The organism is Undibacterium sp. SXout20W (assembly GCF_049340285.1).
GTDB lineage: Bacteria > Pseudomonadota > Gammaproteobacteria > Burkholderiales > Burkholderiaceae_D > Undibacterium.
On the sequence record NZ_JBMPPH010000011.1, the window covers coordinates 38,391 to 62,185 of the forward strand.

17 protein-coding genes are annotated in these 23,795 nt (G+C 46.0%); 10 read left to right on the top strand and 7 right to left on the bottom strand.

All coding sequences use genetic code 11. The annotated features are described in order from the left end of the window. Positions 1–168 precede the first annotated feature (168 nt). Positions 169–2,640, bottom strand: coding sequence for an alkaline phosphatase family protein (locus ACO0K1_RS08075; RefSeq protein ID WP_423024510.1), 2,472 nt, complete (start codon positions 2,638–2,640; stop codon positions 169–171). Between the two features lie 504 nt (positions 2,641–3,144). Here ACO0K1_RS08075 and rlmF point away from each other — a divergent pair. Beyond that, positions 3,145–4,095, top strand: coding sequence for a 23S rRNA (adenine(1618)-N(6))-methyltransferase RlmF (rlmF, locus tag ACO0K1_RS08080; RefSeq protein WP_423024512.1), 951 nt, complete (start codon positions 3,145–3,147; stop codon positions 4,093–4,095). Between the two features lie 522 nt (positions 4,096–4,617). Continuing rightward, on the top strand, positions 4,618–5,862 hold the full coding sequence (locus tag ACO0K1_RS08085) for a nitronate monooxygenase (protein WP_423024514.1): 1,245 nt from the start codon (positions 4,618–4,620) through the stop codon (positions 5,860–5,862). 102 nt (positions 5,863–5,964) lie between these two features. Here the strand turns inward: ACO0K1_RS08085 and ACO0K1_RS08090 are convergent, their stop codons facing one another. Beyond that, positions 5,965–7,107, bottom strand: a complete 1,143-nt coding sequence (locus ACO0K1_RS08090; protein ID WP_423024516.1) for a JmjC domain-containing protein — start codon at positions 7,105–7,107, stop codon at positions 5,965–5,967. A 113-nt stretch (positions 7,108–7,220) separates the two neighbouring features. Next, positions 7,221–8,231 (bottom strand): DUF2804 domain-containing protein, encoded by a 1,011-nt coding sequence (locus ACO0K1_RS08095; protein ID WP_423024518.1) that lies wholly within the window; start codon positions 8,229–8,231, stop codon positions 7,221–7,223. A gap of 199 nt (positions 8,232–8,430) precedes the next feature. Between ACO0K1_RS08095 and ACO0K1_RS08100 the strand changes: the two genes are divergently transcribed. Further along, on the top strand, positions 8,431–9,810 hold the full coding sequence (locus ACO0K1_RS08100; protein ID WP_423024520.1) for an exonuclease domain-containing protein: 1,380 nt from the start codon (positions 8,431–8,433) through the stop codon (positions 9,808–9,810). Positions 9,811–9,821: 11 nt separating this feature from the next. Here the strand turns inward: ACO0K1_RS08100 and pncB are convergent, their stop codons facing one another. From pncB to ACO0K1_RS08115, 3 genes are all read right to left on the bottom strand, one after another. Next, entirely contained in the window at positions 9,822–11,012 is a 1,191-nt protein-coding gene (gene pncB, locus ACO0K1_RS08105; protein WP_423024522.1) for a nicotinate phosphoribosyltransferase, read from the bottom strand. 117 nt (positions 11,013–11,129) lie between these two features. Then, positions 11,130–11,996, bottom strand: a complete 867-nt coding sequence (locus ACO0K1_RS08110) for a cysteine hydrolase (RefSeq protein WP_423024524.1) — start codon at positions 11,994–11,996, stop codon at positions 11,130–11,132. Between the two features lie 283 nt (positions 11,997–12,279). Further along, positions 12,280–12,984 (bottom strand): MgtC/SapB family protein, encoded by a 705-nt coding sequence (locus tag ACO0K1_RS08115; protein ID WP_423024526.1) that lies wholly within the window; start codon positions 12,982–12,984, stop codon positions 12,280–12,282. Between the two features lie 669 nt (positions 12,985–13,653). Here ACO0K1_RS08115 and ACO0K1_RS08120 point away from each other — a divergent pair. From ACO0K1_RS08120 to ACO0K1_RS08150, 7 genes are all read left to right on the top strand, one after another. Next, positions 13,654–15,900 (top strand): TonB-dependent receptor, encoded by a 2,247-nt coding sequence (locus ACO0K1_RS08120; protein WP_423024528.1) that lies wholly within the window; start codon positions 13,654–13,656, stop codon positions 15,898–15,900. A 222-nt stretch (positions 15,901–16,122) separates the two neighbouring features. After that, positions 16,123–17,196 carry an extracellular solute-binding protein gene (locus ACO0K1_RS08125; RefSeq protein WP_423024530.1) on the top strand — a complete coding sequence of 358 codons (1,074 nt, stop codon included), beginning with the start codon at positions 16,123–16,125 and terminating at the stop codon, positions 17,194–17,196. A gap of 127 nt (positions 17,197–17,323) precedes the next feature. Next, complete coding sequence (locus ACO0K1_RS08130; RefSeq protein WP_423024532.1) at positions 17,324–18,442, top strand: ABC transporter ATP-binding protein; 1,119 nt, start codon at positions 17,324–17,326, stop codon at positions 18,440–18,442. A gap of 8 nt (positions 18,443–18,450) precedes the next feature. Then, positions 18,451–19,317 carry an ABC transporter permease gene (locus ACO0K1_RS08135; protein WP_423024534.1) on the top strand — a complete coding sequence of 289 codons (867 nt, stop codon included), beginning with the start codon at positions 18,451–18,453 and terminating at the stop codon, positions 19,315–19,317. Then, positions 19,314–20,174: an ABC transporter permease gene (locus tag ACO0K1_RS08140; protein WP_423024536.1), complete on the top strand. Its 861-nt coding sequence runs from the start codon at positions 19,314–19,316 to the stop codon at positions 20,172–20,174. The genes ACO0K1_RS08135 and ACO0K1_RS08140 overlap by 4 nt, the downstream gene beginning before the upstream one ends. 219 nt (positions 20,175–20,393) lie before the next feature. Beyond that, positions 20,394–21,959: an HD domain-containing phosphohydrolase gene (locus ACO0K1_RS08145; protein ID WP_423024538.1), complete on the top strand. Its 1,566-nt coding sequence runs from the start codon at positions 20,394–20,396 to the stop codon at positions 21,957–21,959. Positions 21,960–22,466: 507 nt separating this feature from the next. Then, positions 22,467–22,709 carry a hypothetical protein gene (locus tag ACO0K1_RS08150; RefSeq protein WP_423024540.1) on the top strand — a complete coding sequence of 81 codons (243 nt, stop codon included), beginning with the start codon at positions 22,467–22,469 and terminating at the stop codon, positions 22,707–22,709. Between the two features lie 158 nt (positions 22,710–22,867). Here ACO0K1_RS08150 and ACO0K1_RS08155 read toward each other — a convergent pair whose 3' ends face one another. Next, entirely contained in the window at positions 22,868–23,755 is an 888-nt protein-coding gene (locus ACO0K1_RS08155; RefSeq protein WP_423024542.1) for a c-type cytochrome, read from the bottom strand. Between the last annotated feature and the right edge of the window lie 40 nt (positions 23,756–23,795).

Sequence of the window (23,795 nt, forward strand, 5' to 3'; positions counted from 1 at the left end):
CTCAAAATGAGGAAACTTCACAAAACATTTTCCAACGCACGAAGGGGCTGATTGTGCAGGCTTATTGTGCAGACTTAAATGCCTTGGTATGTTTTCAGACGTATCCGATGAAATAAAAAACGGAGTCAATGCCAGGCATTCACTCCGCTTTTTTATTGCTGTGACTATTTAGAAATTAAACATCGTTGTCAAATCACCGACTGCAGATGTATTGACCGGGATATACAAATTGGATGTTGAATTTGCCGGGTTTGGACGATTATCACGACTACGGGCAGATAATGGCGCGAGTTTCCAGTTACGTTCGATAAATTTCATTACAGAAGTGTGATCATGGTAGGTATGATCGATGTAATTTGTACGCGCATAAGGGGATACCACCAAGAACGGGATACGTGGACCATCACCGAAGAAGTCGATATTCTGAATCGCACCGGTATCAAAATGCCCACCACCTTCATCCGTTGTCACGATGATCGCCGTATGTGCCCACAAGGTCGGATTCGCCTGTACTTTAGCGATCAGATTTTGCAAGAAGTATTCATATTTTGCTGGTACAGAATAACCTGGATGACCGCTGTCCAGATTTTTCGGGACAACAAAAGATACTGCAGGTAAGGTTCCCTTTTGCACATCATTAAAGAAAGTCGTCAATCCTGCCAACCCTGCTTTCAAGGACGTCGATGTCATCACATTTTGTGACGCAACCAGTGGATCACCGATCGCATTGTATTGCGCCGCCTGAGCAACCGCAGCCGGCACCCCAAATGCTGCCGCATCTGCAGTCACATCGGCCAACTCACGACCACCGGTGTACCATTTCCAGGACACGCCTTTTTTGGCCAATGCCTCCGCGATCGTCGGCACTGTTTGTGGAGGATAGTTATAGTTGTTTGGACCTATAGGCTGTACATTGCCGTTCATGTCATAGCCTGGTGCATAGTTATTCACTAGGTAGTATTTACCTGCATCACAATTACTTGCAACACCGTTTGTCACTAATATCGACAGAATTGGCGCTACGCCAGGCTGTGTCGAGTCTGAACAATTCACGTAAGAACCGCCACTATAGCCATCTTGCAGGTAAAAGTTGGGATTCGGATTGGTCGCATCCGTCTGTGCTTTTGGATTTGGGTTGGGATTTTCAATTTGATTGGCTGGCGGCACGGCAACCACGCCGTTAATATTGAAATATGGCACGTCAGCCGTTGCCATAGCGAAGAAGTTAGCACCGGTACCACCCAAGATCGATTGATGGTAATTATCACTGATCGCATAACTTTGTGCGAGCGCTTTGAAATAAGGTGCATCACCTGTATTCATGTTAAAAAAGCCCATCAACTCGCCACCCTGAGCTGGATTAGCAAATGTGATACCTGGCGTGTCCCCACCCTGACCGGCTTTGACCGCAACCCAAGTGAACATATCCAATTTAGCGTTAGTACCGCCAGTTTGCTGCCACATCTGGAAGAATCGATGGACTGGATCTCCAGTCGTTGTTCCGATAGGGTTGGATAGCGATACGCCATACGGTACGAATTTGGTGATCTGGAATGGGCCATTTGCCAGAGGTTTCGAGAAGTTTGGATCAGGAATCCCCCCCGCTGGCTGCAGACCACTCGCGAGCGAAATTTCACCGGTTTGCAAAGGTTGCGGCAACGTCGTGTAAGCAGCGCCACGTGTTGGCGTGATTGTGTATGTACTTTGGCCAACGCCTTGATTTTGCAACGCGAGCGCAAAATTTGGACCTGGTGTGCCGTCGGCATTAATAATTCCTTGCGAGAGCAAATTCTTTACCGTCTGACCTTGTGGCGCTGAATAGGCACCAAAGACACCGTCGAATGTCTGATTCTCGCCAATCACTACGATCACATTGGTAATTGGGGTGGTTGTTGGGCCCGTCGCCAAGGCAGTAATCGAGGTCACTGAACTTGCAGGTACAGACGTTGATATCGTGCCTGTGGCAGGCACATTCAATACTGTTTTATTGGTGTCAGTACCAATGCTGATCGTGCCATTATGGACATTGAAACGCGCCAGATTGAACAAATTATCTAATGGATCAGAACTGCCAGCCTTGTAGGTAGTCGATCCGATTGGATCAGCGGTTTCAGCGCTGGTAATGGACAGTGCCGTGTAGACCGGTTGCAACAGAGTACTTACTGTCTGTTCGACGGCGGTAATCTGTGCACTCGTAATCGACGCTACCGTCGTCGCCGCCACAGTACTACTTGTGGGCACAGTCCCAATCACCCGTTGCGAGATCAGTGAAGTCAGTGGATTCAGATTCGCCTGCACAGCAACGGTGCCACCCGCAACAAGTGTTGGACTAATCGCTGCGGACAGTACCACTGGGGTACCATCGACGTCATTGTAGGGTGCCGTAAGCAGGTAGGGTGCAGTGCCACTCAAGGTCAATAAATAATGACCGCTTGAATCAGTGACGGTGGATGTGGTGATCGCTCCAGTCGCGTCGGTGGCGCTGACTGTAACACCAACCAACGGCACACCCGCAGAAGCAACGCCAGTAACACTTACGGAGCTGACAGAGGTCGTGGATGATGCACTGGAAGAACTTTTGTGACAACCGCTGGCAAGCACCAACAAGGAACAAGCGAGGGCAATGGAACGCAATTTCATGATTTCACATCTCCAATAAGGAAAGTTTGTTATTTAAAAACAGGAGACATATCAGGCAATCCGACGTCTTGAATTTTATGTCATCTCTTTTTTTGAGAATACAGACTAAATCACATGACTTAAGTGTTATTTGTGTCATTTGTGTCAGTTGTGTCATTTAGTCTCGCCTACGACTACTTTAGTTTTTTCGAAATTCTCAGATGTTTTTCTATCTAAGATAGATTTCTATATCTGGTTAGTTTCACAAGAATTTGTGACCTAGGTATTAAAATGCTGGAATTAATTTCACATTAGAAATGTCGCTCTAAATCACTGTAATCATGCGTCTCATTTTCACTCTTTAATCGAATTAAGTCGAATTTCCAATGTATCGAATTGCGACCTGGCGACCCTTGTCAGGTCAAATAAACTCTAAGTCACACCGCGTGGACACATACAATACGAAATAGATGTCTTATCCGCGCCACGTTCTCTCCACCGTCAATGCTTTTTTTCCTTTTACGCATGCCCCCTAAACATCAACCATTTCACCCCGCAAACCGCCATCAAGGCAGCTATGATTTTGCCCGTCTGACTAGCGTGAGTCCCAGTTTATCTGCCTTTACCGGCACCAATCAGCATGGCACTACGACGATCGACTTTGCTGATCCCATTGCGGTGAAGGAACTTAATGCTGCGATTTTAAAAGCGGATTATCAGGTTGCGGAATGGGATATCCCCGAAGGGCAGCTGTGTCCGCCGATACCTGGACGTGCCGACTATGTGCATCATTTGGCAGACTTATTGCGTCAAAGTAATCAAGGGAAAAATCCAAAAAAGCAGCATCTGGCCGTGCTCGATATTGGCACAGGTGCCAGTGGTATCTATCCTTTAATTGGCGTTGCCGAATACGGCTGGCGCTTTGTTGGCGTTGATATCAATCCCGATTCATTAAAAAATGTTCAAAAGATTCTCGATGCAAATCCACGATTCGCAGAACAAATTACGTTACGTTTGCAACCTGACGCCAATGCTATTTTTAAGCATATTTTTGTTGACGATGACTGGTTTGACCTGACGATGTGCAATCCGCCCTTTCATGCTTCGCTAGCGGAGGCACAAAACGGTGCGCAACAAAAATGGCGAAATCTGGGCAAAGTCGTGTCGGCTGACGCGAACTCGCCGAAATTAAACTTTGGGGGCCGCGATGCCGAACTTTGGTGTCCGGGCGGTGAATTAGCATTTATCGAAAAAATGATGCTGGAAAGCGCAAAGATTCCTGGTCGTTGCTTTTGGTTTAGTTGCCTGGTGTCGAAATCGACCAATATTCCGCCCTTAAAAATGCTGCTAAAACGTCTGAAAGTCCAGGATCAGTGTGAAATCTCAATGTCACAAGGTAGCAAACAAAGCCGCTTTCTGGCCTGGACTTTTTTAACCCCGCCACAACAAACGGCATGGAAAAAATTACGTTGGTAAACCTGGCAGTGATTTTTCAGGCAATGGCGCAGAATTTTTATTTAGCAACATTGCCAGCAAGAATGTTGCAGCTGTCATTCCTATGACATAGTTATCAGGCACATTGAATAGTCAAAGATTTGTAGCCTACTTAATCAAAAGGCATTGAAATCTATTTGATCAGCATCAAAAATGATTAAAAAAAGAAATCAGATAAAATATATTTGAAGCCGAAATCATGCATTTATGCAAGATTTTGACGTGAACTAAAATTAGAGAAAAAGCTCTAACTCTGATTATTTTTCGGTCATCATCGTCTAGCTGTACGCAACATCAAAAATATTGTTTTATCAATAATATTTTATAAAGATAATTTGCTGGTTTTCTGACTGATATCGCGTCAATTTTTGCTTTTAAATTATTCACAGGACATACCTCGCCTGGCTTACAATCTGGGTCGCCCTCATTCTGAATGACGGCTTCACCCAAAAAATCGACCCGGATTTGGGTGTGACCTTTAAGCTCAATGTGTCAAGGATAGCAATGAAACGAGTAGATGATTTCCGCCTGAAGTTAGGCAAAGATGAACTGGTTCCTATCATGATTGGTGGGATGGGCGTTGATATTTCCACCGCAGAATTAGCGTTGGTAGCAGCACGTCTCGGCGGTATCGGTCACATTTCTGATGCGATGGTGCACGACGTCACTGACCGTCGCTTTGATACCAGCTATATCAAAGAAAAAACAAAGTATTACAAATACAACATCAACAATAGCGACAAGACAGATATCAAATTCAATCTTGAACATTTGGCTGATGCTACTCGCATGCATGTCAGTAAGACCATGGAAGCCAAACAAGGCACTGGCATGATTTTTGTGAATTGCATGGAAAAGCTGACCATGAACGGTCCGCGGGAAACACTGAAAGTACGCCTCGAAGCAGCGCTGGACGGCGGGATTGATGGTATTACGCTAAGTGCCGGCTTACATCTGAGTTCATTTGGTCTGATGGCTGATCATCCACGTTTCCGCGTAGCCAAACTGGGTATCATCGTTTCTTCATTACGCGCCTTGCAGTTATTCCTGCGTAAAAACGCCAAATTAAACCGTCTGCCTGACTATGTTATTGTCGAAGGTCCATTAGCAGGTGGCCATCTGGGTTTTGGTGATGATTGGGCGACTTATGATCTGCAAACGATTATTACTGAAATCGCAGCTTACCTCAAAGCCGAAAACCTCGATATCCCGCTGATCGCTGCTGGTGGTATTTTTACGGGCAGTGATGCGGTATCTTTCCTGGAAAAGGGTGCGTCCGCTGTCCAAGTAGCGACCCGTTTTACCGTCACGAAAGAATGTGGCTTGCCAGATGACGTGAAACAAGAATACTTCAAAGCCAGCGAAGACGACATCGAAGTTAACCATATCTCGCCAACTGGCTATCCAATGCGGATGTTGAAAAGCACACCTGCGATTGGCGATGGCATCCGTCCTGGCTGCGAATCCTATGGTTATCTGCTCGATGGCAACGGCAACTGCGCGTACATCACATCGTACAATCGCGAGGTTGCGGCACACCCTGACGCTAAAAAAGTGGTTGTCATGGACAAAACTTGCCTGTGCACCCATATGCGGAACTTCAATTGCTGGACCTGCGGACAAACAACGTATCGCCTCAAGGACACCACGCGCAAGCAGGCAGACGGCAGCTACCAACTATTGACCGCAGAACATGTGTTCCGCGATTACCAGTTCAGTACCGATAACCAGGTCGCATTGCCAGAATAAACTTCTGTCGCAATCAAGCAATTTCACCACCTTATGCCTCCCGCACACGCGGGAGCTTTAAGGGGCGAAATCGTTTTGTCAGAAAAAAGTAGAATACCTCGATCACTCCGCATACCAATACCCTTGGTTTACCCACGCAACCAAGGCCGCAACAAACGCGGTAACTTGTAAACCGTCTTCTAACATCTCAGCATCCACGTCATCGTTATTGCACAACGCCATGACCGCCGCGCGTGCAGACTGACCAAATTCATAACGCTGCCCGTCTACATAGCAAATACCCTGATCTATCGTCTGATCCAGATAGAAACACCGCAAACCACCCGTCCGCCGCAGACCTTCATTTTGCAAAAGATCAATCAAGTCATCCTCATTGATCTCATCATCCAATTCCTGTAAATCCAGCTCGCACTTGGTCTTAGAAAGAAAGCTGCCGACAAAATCACGAACGATGTCATCATCATTCAGGATCGCTTGCATTTGCGCCTTGATCAATGCTAAGTCACTCCCGTTAATGTGTCCCTGCTCGGTATGAAGCGGGCGTCCAGCATCACTGATTAAAGCAGAACCGAGCTCATTATCAATCAGATGATCAGCCAACCCGCTCAACATGTCACGCGCAGACTTACTGCGAAACCCGACCGAAAAGCTCATGGAATTTTCCAGGCAAATCCCGTCATGCGGAAACCCGGGCGGAATGTATAAAATATCGCCTGCGCTCAACTCGGCGTCGATGATTGCGTCAAAAGGTTCCGTATGTAACAAGGCTGGATGTGCGGCGAATTGGCGATGATTTCCACGCTCTCCCAAACGCCAATGACGGCGGCCTGAACCCTGACAAATAAAGACGTCGTAAAGATCAATATGCGGCCCTACACCGCCACCGGCAGCCGCGTAGCTGATCATGACATCATCAAGTCGCCATTTTGGAATAAAAGAAAATGCCTGCACCAGACCAGCAACATCAGGTGACCAGTGATCGACTGCCTGCACCACCAATGTCCAATCTTTCTTACCGAAACGACCGTAACTTTCAAATGGCCCCGATTCTGCCTGCCATTCACCGTCCTTTTTATAAATCAGACGCGATTCAATTTGTGGTTCGCAGGCGAGTCCAGCCAGCTCATCTGGCCGTATCAAATCATAAAAGCCGGGAAACCCCTGTCGGATTAAGACCGGCTTTTGCTGCCAATAATCGGCCAGAAATTCTTCTACCGAAAATTCACTGAAGTGGAGTGTCAACATGGCAAAAAACAAGTAGCTGGAAAGCTATTCTTGTAACACGATGCCGTAGCCAGGTATTTCGCCTAGATCAAACTTTTGCTCAAAAAATGATCGATATTATCGCTACGTCACAGTTACCATCTCGAAAAATGATCCTCAGTCACGCCAACTAAATTTGAAAAAGCCCGTGGCTCAGCGTTTTTATCTGCTTTGACCCAGCCGCTAAAAGTGCCGATAGGCTGCACGTAGCGACTGGCGGCAATAAAAAGGTTTTTGTCCTCCTGGCGACATCCTTCTGGCTGAAAAACCACATCCAGCAGGCCATCATCGGTGGAAATATGCCAAATGTCCAAGGGATTGTCCGGATTAAAATCGAAACACGCCGCACCAAGAGAAATAATTTCTCCATCGATCCATAATGCATTTTCCTGATCGCCAAAATAACCTGACTGTAAATTAAATCCGATCTCCAGATTATGCGCAGAAGCCCAGCGCCACGCAGTCTCGCGCGCCAGAAAACCGTTACTATGATCCATGCTGGCAATTCCGCCATCAAGTACAAAATGCACACCCGCGACGATGACATCGCCGGTCACAGGCATGCCTCCCGACTTCACTGTTGCATGTACTGTGCCATCAACCACCGTGCCGATTGCGCTCAGACTTGGTAACGCCTGCTGTACCTCCAACTGCGCTTGAATGGAAAATTCACCGCACACCACGTCTAGCGTTGCAAATGAAGCATCGTCAGCATGGCAAAAATCAATGCGATTATGCAAAAAATGAAAATGGCTGGCGGCGCCCGTTGCAGGCTTGGAATGCAACCGGGAAGTCAGTCCGGGTAAGCCATCTTGTGAAAAATTGGCAATGATTTGCTTTTTTTGCCGATCAAAAACGTAAGCAAACGCCGTATTCGTCCATCCGACATCAACAATTGCAATGCCACAAAATAGGTCATCGCTCGCCAACGCCAGATATTGCCAACGCTTGTGATGAACGCGTTGCCACCATAGATTGCGACGGTACGGTGATTTCAGCCCAGACCAGTTGATGTCGGCGAGTGCGCCGAAGAACTTGCCGAAACAGGGCTGCCCGGCGGCATCAACTATTGCTGCTGGCACTGGAGGTAGAGAAGTAGTCAACATAGCAATATTCCTACAAATCAAGAATGATCCAATATGATGCATTGTGCATGATACGTATAGAGTAACAATTCAAAAATCGCAGAATCCGTCTAATTTGATAGAAATCAAACGACGATGACCTGGCTTGTTTGCATTTGAATAGCGCGAGAACGAAGCGCAAGCGATACAATGACGTCAAATTGACTGAACGAGTACCATTTTGACCCTACTTGCACGCCCGCTGGCTTTTGTTGACCTGGAAACCACAGGCACTATTGCAACCCGAGATCGCATCACTGAAATCGCCATCGTCACATTTGATGGCGAGAAAGTAGAACGCTGGAGCCAGTTAATCAACCCCGAAACACCGATACCACCCTTTGTTGAACAATTGACAGGTATTAGTGATGCAATGGTGGTAAATCAACCAAAGTTTGTTGATCTGATTGATGAAATCCTCAGACGTTTGCACGGACATATTTTTGTCGCTCACAATGCACGTTTTGATTACGGTTTCCTGAAAAATGAGTGCAAACGATTGAATCAATCTTTTCGCGCAACAGTGCTCTGTACATTGAAGTTATCGCGGAAATTATTTCCCCAATTTGTTAAACACAATCTCGATAGCATCATGGAGCGGCACCAGATCGTTGGCGAAGGTGAGCGCCATCGTGCTTTATGCGATGCAGATGCCATCTATCAATTCTGGCGCGCCTTAGAGACCAGTTTGCCAGAAGCTGAATTGCAAGCGGCTGTCAAAGAACTAACGACACGCTCTAGTTTGCCGCCGCATTTAGATGCCGACATTATTGACCAATTGCCAAAAGCTTACGGTGTGTATCTGTTCTATGCCGAGAACCGACTGCCGTTATACATAGGCAAGAGCAATACTTTACGCCAACGCGTGCTTTCCCACTTTTCATCCGATCATGCCATTGCAAAAGAGATGAATATATCGCTTCAGGTGCGTGATATTGAATGGATAGAGTGCGAAGGGGAGGTTGATGCTTTAATTACTGAAGCCCGGCTGATTAAAGAAAAGCAACCAACGTTAAACCGCCAACTACGCCGCAATACAGAGTTCTGTTCATGGCGACTGGTCGATCTGGGATCTGGTTTACTACAACCACAACTAGCATATGGACGCGACCTCGATCTAGGCCGCCAGGAACAACTTTACGGTTTATTCAAAAGTGGCGCAAGCGCGCGAGAATTTTTATTGCAAGCAGTAAAACAATTTCAGCTCTGCGCAGCAACTTTGGGTCTTGAAAAAGGTGGCGGTGGTAAGCCATGCTTTGCCCGCCAATTAAAGCAGTGTAAAGGCGCATGTGTTGGCCTGGAATCTCCTTTACAGCACAACTTGCGTTTAATCGAAGCGCTGGGCGAAATGAAGCTCAAAGCCTGGCCATTCAATGGTCCGGCGATGTTTAAAGAAGGGCATGTCTTTCACGTCATCGAAGCGTGGTGTTATCTCGGACGAGCTTATAACGATACAGAAATTCAGACCTTATTAGCATCAGGAAAACCTCGCTTTGATCGCGACACTTACCGGATATTGGTCAAATATCTGAACCGCATGACACCCATTAGCGTCGTCTGAACAAGATAAATTCAAATCACCGGGTGGTTGAAAATTTGCCGTAGATAAGCCAGAAAAGTGTCATCCGTACACAAGGTTTTGCCAGCTGAGTCTGACAACTTGGCGACGGATTGACCATTGCATGACATGAGTTTCATTACAATGTTCAGGGCTGGTATGCCAGTGTCATTGGTTAAATTGGTACCAATACCAAATGCCGGCATTGTTCGACCGGCAAAATGCCGGTACAAAGAAAACGCCGCATCAAAATCAAGTCCATCAGAAAACACCAAGCGTTTAGTTTTCGGATCTATACGCAACTTGGCATAATGGGCGAGTGCCTTTTCGCCCCACACCACAGGATCGCCAGAATCATGGCGCAAGCCATCAAACAACTTGGCGAAATACAAATCAAAGTCAGCCAGAAAAGCATCCATGCCGACCACATCCGTCAAAGCAATGCCAAGATCGCCCCGATATTCTTGCACCCAATCCTCTAAGGCCGCTTTTTGAAAGTCACGCAGACGCACACCAAACGCCTGATACGACTGTAAATATTCATGCGCCATTGTACCTATCGGTATCAAATTATATTTTTTGGCGAGATAGACATTGGAGGTGCCTTTAAAAAATTGCGGTACTTCGCGTGCGAGTGTCTCAACGACTTCATCGTGCCACTCGCCAGAAAAGCGGCGACGCAGGCCAAAATCAGAAAATTCAAAAGGATGATCTTGAGTGGGCTCTTGTTCAAATGCCCGCAAGCGCGCAATCTTTGCTGTCAGGCGTCGTCGCGCTTCGGGGAGGGTCTCAAGCTTTTGCAAACGCCGGAAATACAGTTCATTGACGATGTGCAGCACAAATATTTCAAACCCCATCACATGCACTTGTGGTCCGGTGGCAACGATTTCTAAATCGTCGCCTTTGGTGGCGACGTGGATAAACTTTCTCTGAAAATGAAACACCGTCAAAAAGTCAGTGAAATCACTTTTAATAAAGCGTAAAGAACGTAAATAGTCCAGCTCACTTTCAGTAAATCTGAGCGAACAAAAATAATCAATTTCCCGCTCGACATCAGCATGCAGTTCAGCTAACGGATAGGCAGGTGTATTGCGACACACAAACGCATATTCGGTATGGGCGTCCGGATGTTTGTGCAGCAACGCCTGCCACATTGTAAATTTGTACAAATCAGTTTCTAACAGACTGCGAACAACTGGTTTCATTGTGTTCCTTGATAATCGGACTACTGTCGTATCCCAACGACTTCAACTTGTACTCGTCGCACCATAGATTTAAGTGCTACGGTGGGTCTGATTGCTGCAATAGATTTGATTGCCGCCCTACTTTCCATTTGCAAGAAGGTCGGGAAGTACATCTGCCGCTGTTGCAGTTTGCACGCCAAGCGCTTGCATGTCGCCGATGAATTTCTGATGGCTCGTTTCAAAACCAGAAACCGGGCTCATACAATCAGTCAGTAGCACTAATTTTGCGATTGATGAGGATGGCAGATGAGCGACAAGATGTTCCGTTGTTGCCTTCACACAATGGCTGCTCGCTTCACCAGCAATATAGACCCGATCTGCGAGCTTTACGATGTCAATGAACTGACGATTCAATTGGGTATCTGGGGCGTCGTCATCCGGCACCTCTGCCATAATCGCCGAGTAGTGTTCGGTCCATGGATTCGATCCCTTCATAATTTTTTGTACCGGACGGCAATGCTTATCTTCCCATTGATTATAGGCGGCTCGGACATCGGCATGGATCGCTTGTCCCCATGTGCCAATCTCACAATGAATAGGCCACACCATCAACTGATAACGACCGGCTTGTTCTAAAGCATCAAGATATGCCAGCACCCTTGGCAAAGCGGTCATATCACGAGGCTGATATTTTGCCTGGCGGACAGCTTCCGCAGAAATTTGTGTGAACGGGGCAACTTGCTGCTGTTCTTGATCAAGCCAAAAAACCGGATGGGCAATATCGTAGCGATGATGCGAATCCAGCGTCACGCTGATCTCGCTTAAACCAGTCCCACCTTGGGATATCAACTGCGCGACGCGCTGCATGTCGGCATGGGCACCAGGCACCGGCAAGGCTGGTACGATGTTCTGCCCGCTATGTGGGTCCAGCGTCAGGTAACTTGCAGGTAAATCACAAAAATCATTTTGTGGATCGATCACAAGGAGGTGGAAATTCTTTTTCATGGAGTAGTTTCTGAAGCGTTGCCGGCATTTAGCTACTGACCAAATGACACGTTAAAAGACCTGGTGGTGGCTCTATTTTAAGACACTCTGGCACATAATATACATAAGCGGCAAGCGCCATACTTCAAATGTCAGCAGAATAAAAAAGCCGTATCCATATAGATACGGCTTAACTTTGGTTTTTGCATGGCTTTTGATTGCTTTTTTGTACGGATTTTTTGAAAATTATTTAAAAAATAAACATTATTTTCATTAATGATGAAGAACCTGGTGAGGCCACATTTTATTCTTCAACACGATGCAATACCGACCAACGCGCCGCACTCACACCTTTTTCCAAACTAATCCGGCTCACAATTTGTTCCAGTTGCAACAAATGATTTGGCGAAGCAATCAAATCAGCTCTGACCTCTAATTGTCCACCCAAAGGCATATCTTCGCTATGTAATGATTGAATCAATAGCTGCGGCATACCATTCAGCATATGCAACATCAGAGTACGCACGTGGACTTCATCATCGGCCTGACAGACGATGGACAAGCGATACATTTGCTCGACTTCGGTCGCGCTTTCCATGCTTTGTTTATTGATCATTTGACCGAGGCTGCGCAAGAGCAAATTTGCCCCAAGAATAACCAGTGCGCCAACCGTTGCTTCCAACAAATGGCCTAGTCCAGCCAATACACCAATCGCTGCAGAACACCATAGAGTCGCGGCGGTATTGAGCCCGCGGACATTCAAGCCTTCACGCATAATCACCCCTGCGCCAAGAAACCCGATACCAGAAACGACCTGCGCAGCGATCCTCGCCTGACCATCAGCCGTCCCGGAAATCACTCCCACGGCGACAAAAAGACAAGCGCCCGCTGACACTAAAGCGTTCGTGCGCAAGCCTGCCATACGTTGACGCATCTGACGTTCGGCGCCAATCAAAGAACCCAAAGTCAATGCCAATAACACCCTTAAGGTAAATATATCCCATTCCATATTTCATCTCTCCACAATCAATTTTCGTACCGGAAAAAAATACGCCGGTACAGAGCTAAGTTGCCTCAAAAAAATCAAGGACAACAAACACAAATACAGATCAAGGGGATGGAAATACTGGCAAAAGAACTTTACCAATTTACCGCAGCTCACATCGTCGCCAGCTGCAGCAGAAAATCTACATGGAGCGAGCGAAAATGGTAGGCACGAATGTCCATCCATCAATTTGATCGATACAACTGCTACAGTCCACGATAATTTTCCTCAATAAAAATAACCTGCGCATTGTAAGCGCCATGATTTTGAACTGTCAACGATAATGACTCATGCAGCGACTAATGCAGCGACTAAAACTTCATTCAATGCGAATAAAATTTCAAGAAGTTTTTAAGGAAATTTTAAGTATTTACTACGCAAGATATATGTCCTTGGCATGACAAAAAATGGAATTATTCCTCAAAAATGAAACTGTTGTATCGCCAACCCATTCACGAAATCGTCATATTCAATTGCTAGACTTCGCCGCGTTGATGTCAGAGCAAAAACTTGTCTAGCAGTAGATCTGCAAACACTTCTCACCGAACCATCATCCAAAAAATATTGATCGATGATGTGTCGCTTAGACAACACAAAAATTATTAAATTCAATCAATCTGAAGGGAACTTCTTGTGGCAAACCATTTCCAACGCACGCCTATTTATCTCGTTTTGATGCAAGCTTTTGCAGCGCCAGCTTTTGCTGAAGCAGTAGCAACACCTGAACCAACACCAGTAGCAGCGCCTGTTGCAGCCGCGGAAGCGACTACCGTAACGATCGTTGGCGAAGGCAAAACTCGTCAGGTACAAGACATCACCAAAGAAGATTTGATGAAAGTCGTACCAGGTACAAGCCCCTTGAAAACGCTGGATAAATTACCTGGCGTCGCATTTGAATCTGCTGACCCGTTCGGCACTTACGAATGGTCTACACGTTTCAGCGCACGTGGTTTCAATCAAAATCACTTAGGCTTTACATTGGACAATGTACCGCTGGGCGATATGAGCTACGGTAACAATAACGGTCTGCATATCAGCCGCGCGATCTCTTCAGAAAACATCGGTCATGTCATTTTGTCCCAAGGTGCCGGTGATGTTGGTACTGCATCGACAAGTAATTTGGGTGGTACTGTACAATTTTATTCCTCTGCACCAGCGGAAGAATTTACACTGACTGGCGCACAAACTTTTGGCAGCAATAGTACGTCCCGCACATTTGCGCGCGTTGACACTGGCTTGCTGTCAACTGGCACTAAGGCCTATCTCAGCGTAACACGTCAACGTGCTGAAAAATCCAAAGGGTCAGGCTCACAAAATCAGGACCAATTCAATTCCAAATTAGTACAACAAATTGGCAGCAATAATAAATTGTCCGCTTTCTTCAACTATTCTGATCGTAAAGAAATCGACTACCAGGATGTGTCATTGGATATGGTCAATCGTCTCGGCTATAACTGGGACAACTATGCACCTGACTGGCAACGTGCAGTCAACGCTGCTAAAAACATCTTCACTGGCGGCGTCAACAGCTTAGATGATGCTTATTATCAAGGCAGTGGCTTGCGTAAAGACAGTCTGTTGGGCGCGACTTTAGACAGCAACTTGTCTGACACGATGACTGTAAAAACGACGGCCTATCATCATAGTGATCAAGGCCAGGGTCACTGGTATACCCCATACCAGGCTTCAACCAATGGTCTACCTATCTCCATCCGTACATCAGAATACGCGATCAGCCGCAACGGTATTTTGTCAGATCTGACATGGGAACTTGGTCAACACACCATCAATGCGGGTTTCTGGGCAGAAAGCAGCTTGCACACTTTATCGCGTAACTACTACGACGCGACTGGTGGTCAGGACACAAACTATTTCCTGAGCAATCCAACTAGCACCGTCTTCAAGCAAAATTTCACGACCACAACGACACAATTCTATGCGCAAGATACAGTGAGTTTGATGGATAATAAAGTCAAACTGAACTATGGCTTCAAATCACCAACAGTCAAAATTGACTCCGTTAGTGTCGTTGGCAGCCGCGCTGCTGGTGAACTCAAAGCATCCAAAACATTCCTGCCGCAAGTTGGTGTGAGCTATGCACTGACCAAAACAGATGAGTTGTTTGCCAGCGTGACACAAAATATGCGCGCTTTCCAACCAGGTGTTGACGGCCCATTTTCACAAACGCAAACAGCGTTTAACTTGGGTCAACCAAACCTGAAGCCAGAAGCATCAACAACACTCGACACTGGTTATCGCTTTAAACGTAATGACTTCGTGGGCTCCGTTGGTGTTTATTACACGAAGTTCAATGATCGTTTGTTATCGGTCGCGACATGTGCCGGTATCGTCGGTTGCCCAAGCACACTCGTGAACGTCGGTTCCGTCGAGAACAAAGGGATCGAAACTGCGCTGTCATATGCTGTAGCTAAAGACCTGACATGGTTCAACTCGTTCACATACAACGACTCTAAGTACAAGTCTAACTATGTTGACGGCACAACGACAGTCAACATCGCTGGAAAACAAGTTGTTGACGCGCCAAAAATGATGTTTAAAACTGAATTGTCCTATGACACATCAGTATGGTTCGCCCGTACTGGAGCGAAATTCACTGACAAACGTTTCTATACATATACCAATGATGCAAGCGTACCTTCTTTCTGGGTCGTTGATCTGTCTACAGGTTACAAGCAAAAAACGTTGGCTGGTCTGAAAGACGTTTCGATTCAGTTGAATGTACAAAATCTGATGAACAAACAATACTTCAGCACGATTGGCTCAAATGGCTTCCAAGCTAGCGACCCAACTGGTACAGCACAAACATTGTTGACTGCTGCACCACGCCAATTCTTTATTTCCTTCAGCGGAAAAATGTAAGAAGGCGGATTTAATTTTTAATTTTTAATTTTTAAATTTAAAAATATTTGAGATTCTCAAAGACCAAAAGCCGACGCTGCATGCGTCGGCTTTTTCTCTCGCTTTTATTGCATCGTTACCACGAGAATTCAAGTCAAGATTCAAAATTCACCGTCTGTCATCAAAGCGTCATCACAGTATGAAACCATTCTTGTTTAGTGTGAAATTACGTAAAGAATATAAATGAATACCTTTCGTCGCTCCATCCTTTCTGCCTCGATCATATGTGCATCGATAGGTTTGTTAACTGGTAATGCTACTGCGGCAGATAAGTTGCGCATTTTGACATGGGCTGATTATGTCCCTAAGGATGTCGCTGAACAATTTACAAAAGAAACAGGTATCGCCGTTGAGTTAACCTTATCGAACAACGAAGAAATGATCTCCAAATTGCGCGCCACCGGCGGTGCGGGTTTTGATTTGGTGCAGCCAAGTCAGGACAGAATTGCAGGGCCGGCAGCAGAATTTGGTATTTATAAAGCCATCGATTTATCGAAGGTAAAGACAGCGCAATTTTTACCAGAGATGTTGGAAGCCACCAAAAAAGTGACCACCATCAATGGTAAAACGTATGGCCTGCCATTTTTCTGGGGTACTGATGGCCTGGTGATGGCGAGCAATAAAGTCAAAGTTGCTGACTACAGCGATTTGTGCAAACCAGAATTACACGGCAAGGTCGCCGTTCGCTTAAAGCGTCCTACCTTAATCGGCATGGCATTTTCTATGGGTTTAGACCCATTCAAGGCTTATAGCAATCCTAAGCAATACGAACAAATTATGCAGCAAGCAGGCGACAAGCTGGTTACCTGTAAAAAAAATCTGAAATATTTTTGGGAAAGCAAAGATCAATTACTCAACGATCTTCGCACGGGTGAATTGCTCGCGGCTCAGATGTGGGATAGCGGTGGTTGGAAGCTCAATTCTGAAAATCCTGATCTGAAATTTATCGCTCCTAAATCCGGCGCGCTCGGTTGGGTCGATGGCTTTGCGATTCCGGCGCGGGGTAAAAATGATGCTGCCGCTTACGCGTGGATCAATTTTGTGACTCGACCTGAAATTGCCGGACGCATGGCGAAATCAGCACGGACATTTACGGCGGTCAAAGATGCCGATAAATTCATGGATGCGAAAATGAAAGCGCAATTCAATGAATCTTTCTCGGCGGACGCACTAAAAAATATCAAATGGTATCCCGCAATCCCCGCAGGACTTGAAGAGTTGGATGGAAAAATTCTCGACAAAATCAAAGCCTCTTAAGTCCAATCCAATACGTGGCGAGAAAATTAGTCTCTTCTCGCCACCGTTCTGCACTATGACCTATCAGCCACATCAAGCTTGTTTATGGGCGTTATAGGTATCGCTGAAACTCACTCATTTTTTCATTATGCTGCCGTCTTCTTATGAACTGATCGACCTTGATATTCAAGGCGTATCCAAACGTTATCAACTTCACGGTCAAGAATTTACGGCCGTCGACAATCTGTCGTTACAAATTCCTAAAGGACAGTTTTGTTCTATCCTCGGTCCATCTGGGTGCGGTAAAACAACCTTGCTACGGATGGTGGCAGGATTTATCGAGCCTGATGAAGGCGACATTTTGGTTGGCGGAAAAAGTATGCGTGCGGTGCCACCAAATCAGCGACCAGTCAACATGGTGTTTCAGCATTTGGCGCTGTTTCCTATGATGTCAGTGGGCGAAAACGTCGCATACGGCTTAGCCAGACGAAACGTTAAAAAGCCCGAAATTCAACATAAAGTAAAGGATATGTTGCGCCGGGTTGGTTTGCCTGGCATCGAAGATAAACGTATAGAACAGTTATCGGGTGGGCAGAAGCAACGTGTTGCGATTGCGCGATCATTGGTACTGGAGCCAACACTATTGTTATTGGATGAACCACTGGGTGCACTCGATTTGAAATTGCGTGAGCACATGAAAGTCGAGCTTAAGCAGTTGCAGGCACAAATCGGCACAACGTTTTTGTACATTACCCATGACCAATCTGAAGCACTGGTCATGTCAGACATGGTCGCAGTAATGAACCATGGCAAATGCGAACAAATCGGCACGCCACAAGATTTGTATTATCGCCCGCAAACAAGCTTTGTCGCTGGGTTTGTCGGCAATGCAAACAAACTCTCCGGACGCGCTTCAATTGGAATGACGAATTTAGTTTCTGCGCAGATTGCTGACAATATCTCCTTGTTCTGCAGCTCCCAGGATACGCTCCACAATAAGCAAGAAGTTCATTTATTCATTCGACCAGAAGGCATCGCAATTAGTCGTCAGGCTTTTCCCGTTGATGGATATGCCAACCATTTACGCGGTGCTATCAGTAGTATTTTATTTGATGGCGGAAATTCGTCTGTTCTCGTCAAACTCAGCAATAGCACCATTAGCATACAGGTATCCCTGCCGCAAAATGGACTGCTCAAAGATTTGCAGAATGGCGACGAAGTGCATCTTGCAATCAGCGCCGAAAATATCCAGGCTTTTTCTGTCTGAAGCGCGCTATGATTACTAAGCAAAAAACTCTCCTTTTGTGGCTGCTGTTAGCACCGGCACTCATATGGCTCAGTTTACTGATCATCCTGCCGCATCTTGAAATGCTGATTTTGTCCCTGCGCGTGCGCACTGCACCACAAGAATATGCATTCAGCTTGCGTCAGTACGTCACTTTTTTCGACGAGCCTCTGTATTGGCATACGTTCATGCGTACCGCTATTTTATCGCTAGCAGCAACCGCCATTTCGTTGGTGTTAGCGTTCCCGATTGCCTGGTACATCGCCAAGATTGCAGGCAATACCGCCAAGCCATTACTCATGGCGATGGTGTTGTTGCCATTTTGGGTCAGTGAGATGGTACGGACGTTAGGCTGGATGATTTTATTGCGCGGCAATGGCGTTGTACCGCAGCTTTTATTTCATCTTGGACTGACTTCTGAGCCGATAGAACTGCTGTACAACGACGCAGCGATTCTATTGGGTCTCGTGTATTCGTCATTGTTGTTTATGTTAATTCCACTCATCAATGCACTAGAAACATTGGATGTCAGCCTGATCGAAGCTGCCTACGATCTCGGTGGACGACGCTTCAATATTGTGCGGCAAATTGTTATTCCCCATGCAGCACCGGGCATTGCGGCCGGCACCATTATGGTATTCATGCTGACGCTGGGTAATTATCTGACGCCAGTACTTTTAGGGGGTAAGAACTCGATGTGGTTCACCGAGCAAATTTACACCCAATTTATTACCCGCTTTAATTGGGAACAAGGCGCTGCATTTGCATTCCTTTTATTGGGATTATCCACATTCCTGGTCTGGTGCGGCTTGAAATTAAGCCGTCAATCATTCACTACCGTCATGAGGCGTACATGATTCCTACTATCCCTCAGTCCGCGACTACCCGGACATTACGGCTGACATATGTTGTTGCCTTCTTTTTGTTTTTATTTGTGCCTTTAATTGTGGTTGTGGCCTTTGCTTTTAACGATGCGGCCTACCCGATGCCACCGTGGCATGGCTTTACACTGGACTGGTTTTTTGCGGACGGCAGCAAGGAACGCACGGGTTTATTTTTTGACCAGGATATTCAAACCAGCTTGTGGTTTAGTCTCAAGGTCGCGGTCTCCGTTAGTTTGATCAGTGTTTTTCTTGGCACTTGCAATGCATTTTTATTGGAGCGCTTTAGTTTTCGTGGACAACAGGCTTTATCCGTGATGATGTTGTTGCCATTGGTGATACCTGGTGTCATTTTAGGCATCTCTATCCTCGCGTTGATGAGTCATATCGCCCAGTTTGCAGAAGACCTGACTGGCTTTGATCCGGATTTTTTACGGCCGGGTCTGGTCTTAGTCACAATAGGCCAAATTTCGTATATTGCGTCGATTACAACGCTCACAATTAGTGCCCGTTTGAAACGTTTTGATGTTAGCCTTGAAGAAGCGGCTTTAAATTTAGGGGCCACCAGATGGGAAATATTGCTCACGATTATTTTTCCATATTTAAAACCTGCCCTGGCAGGCGCGGCAATGATTGCGTTTTTGCTCTCGTTTGAGAATTTCAATACCACTTATATGCTCACTGGTAGCGACGCGCCATTGACTGTGATGGTATATGGCAGAATGAAAGACGGCGCAACGCCTGTTGTGAATGCGATCAGTCTGATGCTCATGCTGGTTTCGGCACTTTTGGTATTGTTTATGAATTTGCGTAAATCAAAAAATGATCAATAAGTTGCTATTGCTATTTTGTCACATACTGCACCAAATATAAGTTTAAAGATTGCTTTTAAGCTATTGTCGACATAGTATTCACTAAGTGCTTTTGGGCGCATAGCGAAGCAGCTTTTCGGGCAATTTATGATGTAAGCAATCCGAATAGCCAGGTGACGTAAGCCTTTTTGGGACGATAGGCCACCTAGCTACCTCAGTATCAACGATACGGACGGCCAAATGAATGCTACAGATTCACAAGCGTATGGAGACACGTCAATTTATGTTGGCGCGTGGCAACACTCCCTATTTCCGCTGTTAGCCATCAATCGGAATACTGGCGCTATCGTTGCAGTTAATAAAGCCACTGAGGATATCACCGGCTTCGATGCAACGGAATTGGTCGGACAGCCTTATCTTTTTTTGCATTTCCCAGAAGAACAAGCCTTGGTGACCGATGCCATTCGTGATTTGTCGATACCAACGGTCCTTCGAAACATTCATATTAAGCATAAAAACGCTCAGCAAATTCCGTTGGAAATTTCTTTTGCATGTACTCTCAAAGTAAAAAGCCAACCGATCATTATTGTCTCTTTCCGAGATCTGAATAAGGTCTCGCCAACTGAGCATGAAATGCAGGTCAAACGATGGGAATTGACTGCCTACGCCAGCGCTATTGCTGCTCTATCCAAGGCCAAATCGCGCGAAGAATTGATGCAAGCAGTGTGCGATGCGCTAACACACGAGCACAGGTATGTACTTGCATGGGTCGGCATTGCCGAAAATAACATCAACAAAGAAGTGCGGATTGCCGCTGCGTCGGGTCGTAGCAAAGCCTATCTCGATGATTTAACCATCAGTTGGGCGGTTGACTCACCGCATGGGCAGGGGCCAACTGGTACAGCCATCCGTAGCGGGATTAATCAGGTGTTAAGCGATGTAGAAACGCACCCTCACTTCAAGCCTTGGAGCGCGAAAGCTAAACACGCGAAGATCAGTTCAAGTGCAACGATTCCATTTACATTTGAACAGGACCGGCGCGGTGCCTTGATGGTTTATTCCTCTGAAGTCAGTAGTTTTGGTCCGGCTTTAATTGAATTGTTTGAACGTTTAGCCAATGAAATCGCACACGGACTTGATTTTTTTTCGCATTTTGACATCATCGACGAAGAGCGGCAAAAATGCATCGCTGCGGAAATGAAGTTATCCACAGCATTGTTAGAAACCATCAAGGCCATGGCAAAAACCATGGAAAACCGCGACCCTTATACGGCAGGTCATCAAGACAGGGTCTCCATTATCGCTTGTCATATTGGTCAACGGCTAGGTTGGTCAGATGATCAACTGAAAGCGCTCGAGATGGCTGCTCTCGTGCATGACATTGGAAAGATTGCTGTTCCGATTGAAATTTTGACCAAACCTAAAAGTTTGAGTGACGCTGAGTTCACCTTAATTAAAGAACATCCATTTAATGGCTACAATATTTTAAAAGATGTTCCTTTTCCGTGGCCGGTTGCAGAGATTGTCTATCAACATCATGAAAAAATGGATGGTTCAGGCTATCCGCGGGGTTTAAGTGGCGAGCAAATTTTACCTGAGGCACGCGTTCTGGCAGTCGCAGATATTGTCGAGGCGATGGCCTCTTATCGCCCTTATCGCCCTGCACTTGGTATTGATTTCGCCTTAGCAGAAATTCAAAAACAGTCTGGTCGTCAACTCGATCCTTTTGTCGTTGAAGCTTGCGTTAAGTTATTCAAAGAAGATCAGTTCATGGTGCCAATTCCCGGCCATTTACAGATGCGGTAAGGTTCCTGTCTCCTATGCAACAGAACTCAGACACGCTGTGAGGCAGAATAATGATCAAGCTTACAAAAGATCGGGACGATTTTTATTGATCTTTGATGGTCTTTACTATTATTAATAAATTTTATTTAAAGACGTATTTTTCAGCAAATATCAGAATAAATGATTATTTCTTAGGAGTATTTTTTTCATGTACGCCAGAGCTTATGCAAACGTTGCTAACTTGTCCTACACTGGCGTTTCAGATCTGGATTTTTTCCATGCAAAAAATAGTCTAAGAGTCTAAGAATCCAAGGATCTAAGGATCCAAGGATCTGTCAGACAGATTATAAAAATGCAGGCTCAGAAAATGCAGCTGGTGAAAACGCGGGCAGTAAAACTGCAGAAAAGTAGACACAATGAGTTCAGAAATCTGGGCGAATTTGAGTATATTTTTCAGTATGTTTGGCAGAACAATTGCCAATATAAAAAGTAATATTGAGTAAATTTGATCGATGTAGGGAGTGAGAAATGAGTATCAGTTCAATCAATACCAGCGGTTTTACCAGCGAAGCTGGCAATTTAAAAGCTGACCCACTGCAGGTAAAAAAAGCTGTGCAGCAAAATCATGATGTTAAAAATGCGGTCGCTTCTGCATTTACGCCCGCGGCGAAAGGCACAACACAAGCTCAGGCAATTCAACCGAGCCCGCTTATTCCATCCATCAACACAGATGGGCAAACGGTTGGACAATTCATCAGTATCAAAGCCTGACCACAACTTAAACGCTTGTCGTTCAAAAATACCAACTAGCGATCAATAACAGTGTTTGCCGGATTTTTGACGGTGTCGACGCTACGCAATATTGAATAAGCTCACATCGAATAAAGATGAAAAGATAACGATATCGACGCCATCTTTATTTAAAGCAACTAGTTACCGCGTTGAATGGCCATTTGGTGCAAATAGACCAGCAAGTCATCCAGCTCTGGCTCGGAAATCACCGCAGTTGTAAATCCTGGCATCGATGATTGAGACCATGTCCGCACCGATCCTGGATGTCGAATCAGATTACGCAAGGCCGACGCTTGAAAATATTCCGTCGGGTTCATTGGCAAATTCAAGTCGGGTCCTATTTTGGCATCACCGCCGTGATTCAGACTGTGGCACGTCGCACAATTCTTAGTAAATACCTGCAATCCCCGTTCCGCAGCTACTTGGCTCGCGCCTGCCGCATGTGGCAGCAATTGTGGATAGCGTGACTCTAACGGCGTGGAGGAACTGATTTTAGCAATTTGATAAGGCCATTGCTCACCGGATATATGCGATTTTTCAGGGGCAAGCCAGACCAGATAAAATGGCCCTGCGCTTGGCTGTCCGGGCTTTAAGGCATCCCAGGCTTGCGTGGCGCTTTCGATGGCCAGCCACGCTTGCGCCGCGTCATCTTGCGCTTGTATCAACTGATTTGGAATCGTCGCTACAAAGCCATCCAAAGCAGTAAATTGCAAACTACCTCCTGCAGGCAAAGCGGTCAGTAGCGACTGCAACGGGATTGCCTGATAGGTTTGCTGACGGTGATAGGAAGCATCTTCAGGAATGACAATGGTTTGCAGATGTGGTGAATGCAAGAGTTCAACCCTTGTCAGTTTTTTGATCTGACCATCGAGTTGCAATTGCAGGACTGGCTCGCCCGATTTGCCAGCGACGCTGTCTGGAGCCAAAGTGGCGCATGCACTAATCAAGCTACAGGCAAATATCGACACGAACATCGAGGCCAAGATTGACTTGGAAAGCGACGGTTTTGACAGAAGTGTGCGCATAATCGGATGGCGGATTAAAAAATGAACAATGATCAGAAAA